Origin of the sequence: Paraburkholderia piptadeniae (assembly GCF_900007165.1) — a bacterium.
Lineage (GTDB): Bacteria > Pseudomonadota > Gammaproteobacteria > Burkholderiales > Burkholderiaceae > Paraburkholderia > Paraburkholderia piptadeniae.
Map to the genome: position 1 here is coordinate 152,160 of NZ_CYGY02000010.1, position 11,760 is coordinate 163,919.

The following is an 11,760-nucleotide window of genomic DNA, read 5'->3' on the forward strand; positions in this document are numbered from 1 at the left end:
TACTTGACATCTAAACTATCAAACCCTAAAGTAAAGGCGAGCACTCGAGTTGGGGAACCAGCAATGCGTATCGTCTGTATTGGCGGCGGGCCGGCCGGACTGTATTTCGGGCTGTTGATGAAGCAGCGCCATCCGGCGCATGAAGTGATCGTCGTCGAGCGCAACCGCCCGTACGACACGTTCGGCTGGGGCGTGGTGTTTTCGGACCAGACGCTCGGCAACCTGCGCGCCGCCGACACGATAAGCGCCGACATGATCCTCGACGCGTTCAATCACTGGGACGACATCGAGATCAACTTTCGCGGCGCGAAGGTGCGCTCGTCGGGGCACGGCTTTTGCGGCATCGGCCGCAAGCGTCTGCTGAACATCCTGCAAGAGCGTTGCGAAGAACTCGGCGTGAAGCTGGTATTCGAAACGCAGGTCGTCGACGACGACGATTACGACGCCGACCTCATCATCGCGAGCGACGGCCTGAACAGCGCGATGCGCCAGAAGTACGCATCGACGTATCAGCCCGACATCGACATGCGCAACTGCCGCTTCGTGTGGCTCGGCACGAAAAAACTCTTCGACGCGTTCACGTTCGCGTTCGAAAAGACCGAATGGGGCTGGTTCCAGGCCCACGCGTACCGCTTCGACGATCAGACCTCGACGTTCATCGTCGAAACACCCGAGCGCGTGTGGCGCGCCGCCGGCCTCGACGAAATGAGCAAGGAAGACAGCATCGCATTCTGCGAGCGGCTGTTCGCGAAGTATCTCGACGGCCATCCGCTGATGTCGAACGCGAGCCATCTGCGCGGCTCGTCGCAATGGATTCGTTTTCCGCGCGTCGTCAATCGCGAATGGGTGCATTGGAAAACGCGCGCGGACGACAAGCGTGTACCCGTCGTGCTGATGGGCGACGCCGCGCATACCGCGCACTTCTCGATCGGCTCCGGCACCAAGCTCGCGCTCGAAGATGCGATCGAACTCGCGAACAGCATCGACGCGCATCCGCACGATCTCGCCGCAGCGCTCGCGCACTACACGGAAGTACGCAGCGTTGACGTGCTGCGCATCCAGAATGCGGCGCGCAATTCGACGGAATGGTTCGAGCACGTCGACCGTTATGCCACGTTCGAGCCGGAGCAGTTCGCGTATTCGCTGCTGACGCGCTCGCAGCGCATCTCGCATGAGAACCTGCGCGAACGCGATGCCGCTTACCTCTCGTCATTCGAAGACTGGCTCGCCGTGCGCGCGGGCATCGAACGCGATCAGCAAAAGCATTCCATTCCGCCGATGTTCACACCGTTCAAGCTGCGCGGCGTGACGCTGAAGAACCGCGTCGTCGTCTCGCCGATGGCGCAGTATTCGGCCGTCGACGGCATTGCGGGCGACTATCACCTGATGCATCTCGGCGCGCGTGCAATGGGCGGCGCGGCGCTCGTGATGACGGAAATGACCTGCGTGTCGCCCGAGGCGCGCATCACGCCCGGATGCCCCGGCATGTATGCGCCCGAGCATCTCGCCGCGTGGCGCCGCATCGTGCAGTTCGTGCATGCGCAAACCGATGCGAAGATCGGCATGCAGCTCGGCCATGCGGGTGCGAAGGCTTCGACGCGCGTCAGTTGGGAAGGCATCGACCAGCCCTTGCCCGACGGCAACTGGCCGCTGGTGTCGGCGTCGCCGCAGCAGTATCTGCGCGGCGTCAGCCAATGGTCGCGCGAAGCGACGCATGAAGAACTGCGCGACATCGAAGCGCAATTCGTCCGCGCGACGCACATGGCCGCTGAGGCGGGCTTCGACTGGCTCGAACTGCACTGCGCGCACGGCTACTTTCTGTCGAGCTTTCTGTCGCCGCTCACCAACCATCGCACCGACGAATACGGCGGGTCGCTCGCGAACCGTCTGCGTTATCCGTTGCAGGTGTTCGCTGCGATGCGCGAGGTGTGGCCGCAGGACAAGCCAATGTCGGTGCGCATCTCCGCGCACGACTGGGTCGATGGCGGCACGACGCCCGAAGATGCCGTCGAGATCGCGCGCGCCTTCAAGGCTGCGGGCGCCGACATGATCGACGTGTCGTCGGGCCAGGTCAGCAAGGAAGAAAAGCCCGTGTTCGGCCGCATGTTCCAGACGCCGTTCGCGGATCGCATTCGCAACGAGGCGGGCATCGCGACGATCGCAGTCGGCGCGATCTCAGAAGCGGATCACGTGAACAGCATCATCGCCGCCGGCCGTGCGGATCTGTGTGCGATCGCTCGCCCGCATCTCGCGAATCCTTCGTGGACCTTGAATGAAGCCGCGAAGATCGGCTACTTCGACGTGAACTGGCCGAAGCAATACACGGCGGCCAAATCGCAGCTCGAACGCAATTACGAACGCGAGCGCGTGCAGACCGCCGAGAACGCGCGTCTGTCGCCGCTCGAACGCGCGCAACGCGCGGAAGGAACGGTTTGATGAACACCACGCTTGCAGGCAAGCATGCCGTCGTGACGGGCGGCGGCAGCGGAATCGGCGCAGCAACGGCCGACGCGCTCGTTCGCGCGGGCGCACGCGTCACGTTGATGGGCCGCGATGCGCAACGTCTCGCCGCGCAACGCGAAATGTTGAGCCGGCATGGCGAGGTCGCCGCATGCACCAGTGTCGACGTGTGCGATGAAAGCGCTGTAAACAAGGCATTTTTTGAAGCCGCGTCGAATGCAGGTCCGATCGACGTGCTCGTCAACAACGCAGGCCAGGCCCAGGCCGCGCCCTTCGCGAACACGGACATGGCGCTCTGGCAACGCATGCTCGACGTCAATCTGACGGGCGTGTTTCTCTGCACGCGCACCGTGTTGCCGTCGATGCTCGAACGCAGCTATGGGCGCATCGTGAATGTCGCGAGCACGGCGGGACAGATCGGCTACGCGTATGTCGCCGCCTATTGCGCGGCGAAACACGGCGTGATCGGACTCACGCGTTCGCTTGCACTCGAAGTCGCGACGAAGGGCGTTACGGTCAACGCCGTGTGCCCCGGCTATACGGAAACGGAGCTGCTGCGCGCATCGCTCGATCAGATCACGGCGAAGACATCGCGCAGCGAACAGCAAGCGCGTGACATCCTCGTGCGCCACAACCCGCAACGCCGCTTCGTCGAACCCGCCGAAGTCGCGAACGCGGTGCTGTGGCTGTGCATGCCGGGCTCCGAATCCATCACAGGTCAATCGATTTCCGTTTCAGGCGGAGAAGTCACATGAGTCAAGCTGCAAAGAAAAAGGCCACCGACGCGGCCGAAGCGAAACCCACGCGCAAAGGCGTCGCGAAGCCCGCGGAAAACGTCGTGGACATGGAAATGAGCACGGGCGCCGATAGCCACATGGGCTTGCGTCTGTGGCTGCGCATGCTGACGACGACGAATCTCGTGCAGGCGGAGTTGCGCAAACGTCTGCGCAATGAGTTCGATACGACGTTGCCTCGCTTCGATCTGATGGCTCAGCTCGAGCGTCATCCCAAAGGGCTGAAGATGACGGAACTGTCGCGCCGTCTGATGGTGACGGGCGGCAACATCACGGGCATTACCGATCAACTGGAAAAAGAAGGGCTCGTAGCGCGCGACACCGATCCGAACGACCGTCGCTCGACCAGCGTGCGCCTCACGCCTGAAGGCCGTGCACTGTTCGACAAAATGGCCGTCGCGCACGAGCAATGGGTCGTCGAAATGTTCGGCGGCCTCGATCTGGATGAGAAATCGCGCACGCATCAAAAGCTCGGCAAACTCAAGCAGCATCTGCTGAATACGATCAAGAGCCAGGAGACGTAATGACCCGATCCGCTGCCGACGCCCTTCTGGCCGGCAATCGCACGACGCTCGCCACCTATGACGCCAGGCACTTCGGCTGGTCCGTCAAAGCGGGCGTCGCGACCGTCACGCTCAACCGTCCCGAGCGCAAGAACCCGCTGACGTTCGAATCGTACGCGGAGTTGCGCGATCTCTTTCGACAGCTCGCCTACGCGACCGATGTAAAAGCCATCGTGATTCACGGCGCAGGCGAGAACTTCTGTTCGGGCGGCGACGTGCACGACATCATCGGCCCGCTGATCGATCTGCCGATGCCCGAGCTGCTGCTCTTCACGCGCATGACGGGCGATCTGGTGAAGGCGATGCGCCATTGCCCGCAACCGATCATCGCGGCTGTCGATGGCGTCTGCGCGGGCGCGGGCGCGATCCTCGCGATGGCGTCCGACATGCGGCTCTCCACTGCGCGCAGCAAGCTCGCGTTCCTGTTTTCGCGCGTGGGTCTCGCGGGCTGCGACATGGGCGCCTGTTCAATCCTGCCGCGCATCATCGGCCAGGGACGCGCCGCCGAACTGCTGTACACGGGACGGTCCGCCAGCGGCGAAGAAGGCTACGCATGGGGCTTTTACAACCGCCTGTACGCGCCTGAAGCGCTGCTCGACGAAGCGTTGAAGCTCGCCGCCGATCTCGTCGCCGGCCCGACGTTCGCGCACGGCATCACGAAGAAGATGCTGCATCAGGAATGGAGCATGAGCATCGACGAGGCGATCGAATCCGAAGCGCAGGCGCAGGCCATCTGCATGACGACGCGCGATTTCGAGCGCGCGTATCGCGCGTTCGCGGCGAAATCGCGCCCGGTGTTCGAAGGAGACTGACCTTGAATCCCAACGATCCGCACGGCGCATTGGCCTGGCCGTTTTTCGAAGTGCGTCATCGGAAACTGGCCGAGGGCATCGAAGCATGGGCCACGCAGCATCTCGCACATGTGCAGCATGAAGATACCGATACGGCGTGCAAGCAACTCGTGCGTGCATTGGGCGAAGCGGGCTGGCTCAAGTACGGCGTCGGCGGCACGCAATACGGCGGACACGGCGATACGATCGATACGCGCGCAGTATGTCTGCTGCGCGAAACGCTCGCGAAGCACGACGGTCTCGCGGACTTCGCGCTCGCGATGCAAGGCCTCGGCTCCGGCGCGATCACGCTTGCGGGCACGCACGAACAGAAGATGCGCTATCTGCCGCGCGTCGCAAACGGTGAAGCGATTGCCGCGTTCGCGTTGTCGGAGCCCGAAGCCGGATCGGACGTCGCCGCGATGTCGTTGCAGGCGCGCGCCGAAGGCGATGCCTACATTCTCGACGGCGACAAGACGTGGATCTCGAACGGCGGCATCGCGGACTTTTATGTGGTGTTCGCGAGAACGGGCGAAGCACCCGGCGCGCGCGGCATCAGCGCGTTTATCGTCGACGCGAACACGCCTGGTCTGGAGATCGCAGAACGCATCGACGTGATCGCGCCGCATCCGCTCGCGCGCCTTCATTTCGCCAACGCACGCGTGCCGCGCAGCCAGATGCTCGGCGCGCCCGGCGAAGGCTTCAAGATCGCGATGCGCACGCTCGATATCTTTCGCACGTCGGTTGCCGCTGCATCGTTGGGCTTTGCGCGGCGCGCGATGCAGGAAGGACTCGCGCGCGCCGCGTCGCGCAAGATGTTCGGCCAGACGCTCGGCGACTTTCAACTTACGCAGACGAAGCTCGCGCAGATGGCGTTGACGATCGACAGCAGCGCGCTGCTCGTCTATCGCGCCGCATGGCTTCGCGATCAGGGCGAAAGCGTCACGCGCGAAGCCGCGATGGCGAAGTGGCACGCGAGCGAAGGCGCGCAACAGGTGATCGACGCCGCGGTGCAGCTATGGGGCGGCATGGGCGTGCGAAGCGGCGCGACCGTCGAGAGGCTGTACCGTGAGATTCGCGCGCTGCGCATCTATGAAGGCGCGACGGAAGTGCAGCAACTGATCGTCGGCCGCGATCTGCTGAAAGCGCATGCGGCGAGCCAGGAACAGGAGCGCACGTCATGAATGCGTCGTTCGACATGCCCGTGCGCATCCGCTTCGCGCATTGCGATCCTGCGGGCATCGTCTACTTTCCGCAGTATCTGGTGATGACGAACATGCTCGTCGAAGAGTGGTTCAACGAGCGTCTTGCCATCGACTACGCGCACATGATTCAAACGCGCCGCGTCGGCCTGCCGATCGTCAAGCTCGATTGCGAGTTCTCGCGGCCAAGCCGCATGGGCGAAACGATCACGCTGTCGCTCGACGTGACGCGTATCGGACGCCGCTCGATCGGCATTGCCATCGTTGCACGCTGCGCGGGTGAAGTGCGCTTTCGCGCGGCACAGGTGCTCGTCACGACATCGCTGGAAAGCGGCCGGTCGATCGATATCCCCGACGACATCGCGACGGCGCTCGCAGCGTTCGCGCCGCATGCCGTTCAATCCGAGGAGCAACGCTCATGAAAAAGAAACCGCTACTGCCTGCAGGCTGGGTGAAGCCGCGCGGCTATGCGAATGGTGTCGCGGCGAGCGGCACGCAGGTGTATATCGCCGGACAGATCGGCTGGAACGCGGAAGCGCGCATGACGAGCGACGTTTTCGCCGAGCAGGCCGCGCAGGCGCTGCGCAATGTGCTCGCCGTGTTGCGCGAAGCAGGCGGCCGCCCCGAGCATCTCGTGCGGATGACGTGGTACGTCACCGACAAGCGCGAGTATCTCGCGTCGCTCAGGGAGATCGGCCAGACGTTCCGCGAGCTGATCGGCGATTACGACATTGCGATGAGCGCGGTGCAGGTCGTCGCGCTGATCGAGGATGAAGCGAAAGTCGAAATCGAAGCGACGGCAGTGATTACCGACTAGGCCCGCTTCGCATTTGCGCAGACCAACCCGTTCAGCACGATCAGCACGCATGGCAGAGGAGTTTCATGATGGAACCGTCAGCTCACGTCGATACCTTCGCGCGCGACCACTTGCCGCCCGAGGATCAATGGCCCGTGTTTCTGCTCGACAATCCGGACGTCACGTATCCGGCGCGCTTCAACTGCGCGACTGAACTGCTCGATCGCGCCGTCGAAAGCGGGCATCGCGACCGGCCCGCCATCTGGTCGGATGTCGACGGCAAACCGCAAGCGACTACCTTTGGCGAACTGCTCGCGATGGTCAATCGCAACGCGCATGTGCTCGTCGATGACATGCGCTTGCAGCCGGGCAATCGCGTGCTGTTGCGCGGCCCGAATACGCTGCAAATGGCCGCTGTGTTTCTCGCCGCATTGAAAGCGGGTCTCGTCGTCGTGCCGACGATGCCGTTGCTGCGCGCGAAGGAACTCAAGCAGATCATCTACAAGGCGCAGATCAGCGCCGCGTTGTGCGACACGCGGCTGACAGAAGAACTCTCGCGATGCACGACGCAAGGCGACGAGTTCTTTTGCGAAGGACTCGAGCAGACGCTCGTCTTTCATGACGACGTGCCCGGTTCGCTCGAAGCGCTGGCCGCATCGAAGCCCGCGGAATTCAACGCATGCGAGACGGCCGCCGACGATGTGTGCCTGATCGCTTTCACGAGCGGCACGACGGGCGCGCCCAAGGGCTGCATGCACTTTCATCGCGACGTGCTCGCGATGTGCGACCTGTTCCCGCGCCACGTGCTCAAGCCCACCGCCGACGATGTCTTTTGCGGCACGCCGCCGCTCGCGTTCACGTTCGGTCTCGGCGGCCTCTTGTGCTTTCCGTTGCGCGCGGGCGCATCGACGGTGCTGATCGAAAAGCAGACGCCCGAAACGCTGCTGCAAAACGTCGAGCGCTTTCGAGCGACGGTGATGTTCACCGCGCCGACGTTCTATCGGCAGATGGCGCCGTTGATTCCTCGCTTCGACGTTGCTTCGCTGAAAAAGTGCGTTTCCGCAGGCGAAGCGTTGCCCGATTCGACGCGTGCGCTATGGCGCGAAGCGAGCGGCATCGAGATGATCGACGGGATCGGCGGCACGGAGCTGATCCATATCTTCATCGCTGCGGCTGGCAGTGAAGTGCGGCCGCATGCGATCGGCAAGGCCGTGCCGGGGTATATCGTGCAAGCCGTCGACGACGACATGCGCCCCGTGCCCGCAGGCACGATCGGCAAGCTCGCGGTGCGCGGACCGACGGGCTGCCGCTATCTCGCCGACGACCGCCAGCGCAAGTTCGTGCGCGACGGCTGGAACCTGCCCGGCGACTCCGTCTATATCGACGAGGACGGCTACGTGTTCTATCAGGCTCGCGCCGACGACATGATCGTGTCCGCGGGCTACAACATCTCCGGCCCCGAAGTGGAAAGCGTGCTGATGCAGCACAAGGCCGTCGCCGAATGCGGCGTGATCGGCGTGCCCGACGAAACACGCGGGCAAATCGTGAAGGCGTTCGTCGTGCTCAATCCCGGTTATAGCGGGGACGACAAGCTGGTCTTGGAGTTGCAGGAATTCGTGAAGAATACCGTTGCGCCGTACAAGTACCCGCGCGTCGTCGCCTTCATCGACGCGCTGCCCCGCACGGAAACCGGCAAGATCAAGCGGTTCGCATTGCGAGCGATGTAGTGTGCCCGCACCTTGCCGTTGAGACGAATGGGCGAATGACGACGCACGCTGTCCCCGTCGTCTAACGATGGGGAAGCATCCGTTCGTCTATCGAAGTCGCCGCTCGCGATGGTGGCCGTTTCAATGCCTATGTTGCGCGTCCGGGGCAAGGGTCCGGTCCGTGCCTTGTAAAGCCCGCCCTCCTGCGCGGCCTCGCTTGACGCTTCCTCCGCGCGGCGGCGGCAAAACAGATTATTGAGTTGATGCGTGTCGATTCCGACCGGCCTCAACCGTCGTGTGTAGAAGAGCGGTGCGCGAACGGGATTTCAAGTTGCAGTCTCAAACGGACCCTGACTAGACTGGAAGCGCATCGCCAGCCACGGAGGAACGCCCGCATGACACATAACATCGAAGGTCAAAAACGCTGGCTGGCACTCGTCGTGCTGTGCATGGGCGTGCTGATGATCGTGCTCGATACGACCATCGTGAATGTCGCCTTGCCGTCGATCGCGGCCGATCTGGGCTTTTCCGAAACCGCGCTCGTGTGGGTCGTCAATGCCTACATGCTGACGTTCGGCGGCTTTCTGCTGCTGGGCGGCCGGCTCGGCGACCTGTACGGCCATCGCAAGCTCTTTCTCGCGGGCATTACGCTGTTCACGCTGGCGTCGCTTGCATGCGGGCTCGCGAACTCGCAAGTCATGCTGGTTTGCGCACGCGCGATTCAGGGGCTGGGCGGCGCGGTGGTATCGGCCGTCTCGCTGTCGCTGATCATGAATCTCTTCACCGAAGAGGGCGAGCGCGCGAAGGCGATGGGCGTCTATGGTTTCGTGTGCGCGGGCGGCGGCAGCATCGGCGTGCTGCTGGGCGGTCTGCTGACCAATCTGCTGAGCTGGCACTGGATCTTCCTCGTCAATCTGCCGATCGGCATCGCCGTGTACGTGGCATGCATTGCGCTGCTGCCCGCCGGACGCGGACACGCGCACGGCGAGCGGCTCGACGTCGCGGGCGCAGCGACTGTCACTGCATCGCTGATGCTCGCCGTCTATGCGATCGTCAACGGCAACGAGGCCGGCTGGCTGTCGGCGCAAACGGTCGTGCTGCTCGCCGTCGCGCTCGCGCTGCTCGGCGCATTTCTCGCGATCGAAGCGCGCGTCGTGCATCCGCTGATGCCGCTCGAGCTCCTCACGTTGCGCAATGTCGCGACGGCCAACATCGTCGGCGTGTTGTGGGCGGCCGCGATGTTCGCGTGGTTCTTCATTTCCGCGCTCTATTTGCAGCGCGTGCTCGGCTATGCGCCGTTCCAGGTCGGCCTCGCGTTCCTGCCCGCGAACCTGATCATGGGTTTCTTCTCGCTCGGCCTGTCGGCGCGCATGGTGATGCGCTTCGGCATCCGGCGTCCCCTCGCCGTCGGTCTGCTGCTTGCCGCGCTCGGCCTGCTGCTGTTCGCACGCGCGCCCGTCGACGGTCACTTCGTCGTCGACGTGCTGCCCGGCATGGTGCTGCTCGGCATCGGCGCGGGCGTCGCGTTCAATCCGTTGCTGCTCGCGGCGATGAGCGATGTCGATCCCGCCGATTCGGGCCTCGCGTCGGGCATCGTCAATACGTCGTTCATGATGGGCGGCGCATTGGGACTCGCCGTGCTCGCGAGTCTCGCGGCCGCGCAATCGGCGAGCGGCGGCGCGCAGCACGCCGATACACCCGCCGCGCTCACAAGCGGCTATCACGTCGCGTTTCTCGTCGGCGCGATCTTTGCCGCGACGGCCGGGACGCTCGGCGGCGCGTTGTTGCGGCAAGGCGCGCAAGCCGCCGTGCGACAGGAACGCGGCGCGTTGAAGGAATCGATGGAGTAGCGACGAAGCGCAAGCGCAATCAAATGAATGCTGCCGTCAATCGATATGCTGGGTTCATGCCGAAACGAGAGTCCTTATGAACCCAGCCGCAAACCCCGCCGGAAGAGCGCTCTGGTTTATCGAAAGCCACTTCGCGGGCGAGCTGTCACTCGACGACATCGCCAGTTGCGGCTGTGTATCGCGCTTTCATCTGTCGCGTGCATTCGAAGCGGCAACGGGATATTCGGTGATGCGCTACGTGCGCGCGCGGCGTCTGACGGAAGCGGCACGGCGTCTCGCGCGCGGCGCGCCGGATATTCTTGCCGTCGCTGTCGATGCGGGTTACGGCTCTCACGAGGCATTCACGCGTGCGTTTCGCGAGCAGTTCGGGCTTACGCCCGAAGCGTTGCGCGCGCAAGGTCATCTCGACAACATCGCACTCGTGGAGCCGATCAAAATGGAAGAATCCCTGTTAGCCCATCTCGAACCGCCGCGTTTCGTCGACGGCACTCCGTTGCTCGTCGCGGGATTGAGCGCGCGCTACAACTGCGAGAGCAGCTCCGGCATTCCCGCGCAATGGCAGCGCTTCAACGCGGTCAACGGCCAGGTGCCGGGACAGATCGGACAGGTCGCGTACGGTGTCAGCTACAACCCCGACGACTCAGGCAATTTCGATTATCTGTGCGGCGTCGAGGTGGCCGATTTCTCCGGCTTGCCCGACGAACTGGCGCGCGTGCGCATCGGTGCGCAGCGCTACGCGGTGTTCACGCACCGCGAGCACATCTCGACGATACGCCGCACGTGCAACACGATCTGGAACAAGTGGCTGCCCGAATCCGGCCACACGCCCGCCGATGCGCCCAACTTCGAGCGCTACAGCGAGCAGTTCAACCCCGTGACGGGAATGGGCGGCGTCGAGATCTGGGTGCCGCTCAAGACGTGAATCAGCTTTTGCCGCTGTCGACAGGCGCGGCTTCGACTTCGAACGTGTCGCCCGTTTCGAAGAACGTGCCGCCCGCGACGTAGTGGCACGTGCGCATGTCGTGATCGTCGCCGAAGTGCCAGCGGTTGTTCGAGTAGACGCGGCTGTCCGCGTAGCAAGCGACCACTTCGGCGAGGATCAGATCGTGGCGCTGGCTGTCGTCGGGAATCACCTTGCATTCGAACCATGCGATGCAGCCTTCCAGCATTGGCACGTCGATCTTCTGCGCGGCGAACGTTTCGAGTTGCAGCGCCGCGAGCTTATCGATCTCGACGCCCGCATTCGATCCGACCGCGAGCGTATGGCGCGCGAAGCCGCGCGTCGGCAATTGCAGGCCGAACACGCCGCTTGCCTCGACGAGTTGCCGCGTCAGCGTCTTCGCGTCGATCACGACGACGACTTTCGGCGGAACGAAATCGAGCGGCATCGCCCACGACGCCGCCATCACGTTCGAACGGCCTCCGTGCGCGCTGGTGATGAGCGTGACGGGGCCGTGATTCAAAAGGCGCGTGGCGCGCGCCAGATCGACGGGTTGGCGGAAATCTTGCATGGAAGGCCTTCGCGATATCGATGCTGCATTCTAGTGTCGCGAGTTAGA

11 protein-coding genes are annotated in these 11,760 nt (G+C 63.6%); 10 read left to right on the plus strand and 1 reads right to left on the minus strand.

Features of this window, described 5'->3' with window-relative positions:
* The first annotated feature begins 63 nt into the window (after nt 1–63).
* The 10 genes from BN2476_RS04435 (at nt 64) to BN2476_RS04480 (ending at nt 11,123) form a co-directional block, all read left to right on the plus strand.
* Nucleotides 64–2,436 carry a bifunctional salicylyl-CoA 5-hydroxylase/oxidoreductase gene (locus BN2476_RS04435; protein ID WP_087732943.1) on the plus strand — a complete coding sequence of 791 codons (2,373 nt, stop codon included), beginning with the start codon at nt 64–66 and terminating at the stop codon, nt 2,434–2,436.
* On the plus strand, nt 2,436–3,215 hold the full coding sequence (locus tag BN2476_RS04440; protein WP_087732944.1) for an SDR family NAD(P)-dependent oxidoreductase: 780 nt from the start codon (nt 2,436–2,438) through the stop codon (nt 3,213–3,215). Before BN2476_RS04435 ends, BN2476_RS04440 begins: the two co-directional genes overlap by 1 nt.
* A complete protein-coding gene (locus BN2476_RS04445) occupies nt 3,212–3,778 on the plus strand; it encodes a MarR family winged helix-turn-helix transcriptional regulator (protein ID WP_087732945.1) in 567 nt (188 codons plus the stop codon). The genes BN2476_RS04440 and BN2476_RS04445 overlap by 4 nt, the downstream gene beginning before the upstream one ends.
* A complete protein-coding gene (locus BN2476_RS04450; RefSeq protein WP_087732946.1) occupies nt 3,778–4,629 on the plus strand; it encodes an enoyl-CoA hydratase family protein in 852 nt (283 codons plus the stop codon). The genes BN2476_RS04445 and BN2476_RS04450 overlap by 1 nt, the downstream gene beginning before the upstream one ends.
* Before the next feature lie 2 nt (nt 4,630–4,631).
* Nucleotides 4,632–5,831, plus strand: a complete 1,200-nt coding sequence (locus tag BN2476_RS04455; protein WP_087732947.1) for an acyl-CoA dehydrogenase family protein — start codon at nt 4,632–4,634, stop codon at nt 5,829–5,831.
* Nucleotides 5,828–6,271, plus strand: a complete 444-nt coding sequence (locus BN2476_RS04460) for an acyl-CoA thioesterase (protein ID WP_087732948.1) — start codon at nt 5,828–5,830, stop codon at nt 6,269–6,271. Before BN2476_RS04455 ends, BN2476_RS04460 begins: the two co-directional genes overlap by 4 nt.
* Nucleotides 6,268–6,666, plus strand: a complete 399-nt coding sequence (locus BN2476_RS04465) for a RidA family protein (RefSeq protein WP_087732949.1) — start codon at nt 6,268–6,270, stop codon at nt 6,664–6,666. Before BN2476_RS04460 ends, BN2476_RS04465 begins: the two co-directional genes overlap by 4 nt.
* 68 nt (nt 6,667–6,734) lie before the next feature.
* A complete protein-coding gene (locus tag BN2476_RS04470; RefSeq protein ID WP_087732950.1) occupies nt 6,735–8,372 on the plus strand; it encodes an AMP-binding protein in 1,638 nt (545 codons plus the stop codon).
* Nucleotides 8,373–8,746: 374 nt separating this feature from the next.
* Nucleotides 8,747–10,201 (plus strand): DHA2 family efflux MFS transporter permease subunit, encoded by a 1,455-nt coding sequence (locus tag BN2476_RS04475; protein ID WP_087732951.1) that lies wholly within the window; start codon nt 8,747–8,749, stop codon nt 10,199–10,201.
* 76 nt (nt 10,202–10,277) lie between these two features.
* On the plus strand, nt 10,278–11,123 hold the full coding sequence (locus BN2476_RS04480) for an AraC family transcriptional regulator (protein ID WP_087732952.1): 846 nt from the start codon (nt 10,278–10,280) through the stop codon (nt 11,121–11,123).
* Nucleotide 11,124: 1 nt separating this feature from the next.
* Here the strand turns inward: BN2476_RS04480 and BN2476_RS04485 are convergent, their stop codons facing one another.
* Entirely contained in the window at nt 11,125–11,712 is a 588-nt protein-coding gene (locus BN2476_RS04485; protein WP_087732953.1) for a flavin reductase family protein, read from the minus strand.
* Nucleotides 11,713–11,760 lie beyond the last annotated feature (48 nt).

What these genes read in the sequence shown, in the direction of transcription:
- BN2476_RS04440 (WP_087732944.1), top strand. Translation starts at nt 2,436, where the DNA reads ATGAACACCACGCTTGCAGGCAAGCATGCCGTCGTGACGGGCGGCGGC.
- BN2476_RS04485 (WP_087732953.1), bottom strand. Translation starts at nt 11,712, where the DNA reads ATGCAAGATTTCCGCCAACCCGTCGATCTGGCGCGCGCCACGCGCCTT.
- BN2476_RS04465 (WP_087732949.1), top strand. Translation starts at nt 6,268, where the DNA reads ATGAAAAAGAAACCGCTACTGCCTGCAGGCTGGGTGAAGCCGCGCGGC.
- BN2476_RS04435 (WP_087732943.1), top strand. Translation starts at nt 64, where the DNA reads ATGCGTATCGTCTGTATTGGCGGCGGGCCGGCCGGACTGTATTTCGGG.
- BN2476_RS04460 (WP_087732948.1), top strand. Translation starts at nt 5,828, where the DNA reads ATGAATGCGTCGTTCGACATGCCCGTGCGCATCCGCTTCGCGCATTGC.
- BN2476_RS04475 (WP_087732951.1), top strand. Translation starts at nt 8,747, where the DNA reads ATGACACATAACATCGAAGGTCAAAAACGCTGGCTGGCACTCGTCGTG.
- BN2476_RS04480 (WP_087732952.1), top strand. Translation starts at nt 10,278, where the DNA reads ATGAACCCAGCCGCAAACCCCGCCGGAAGAGCGCTCTGGTTTATCGAA.
- BN2476_RS04450 (WP_087732946.1), top strand. Translation starts at nt 3,778, where the DNA reads ATGACCCGATCCGCTGCCGACGCCCTTCTGGCCGGCAATCGCACGACG.
- BN2476_RS04470 (WP_087732950.1), top strand. Translation starts at nt 6,735, where the DNA reads ATGGAACCGTCAGCTCACGTCGATACCTTCGCGCGCGACCACTTGCCG.
- BN2476_RS04445 (WP_087732945.1), top strand. Translation starts at nt 3,212, where the DNA reads ATGAGTCAAGCTGCAAAGAAAAAGGCCACCGACGCGGCCGAAGCGAAA.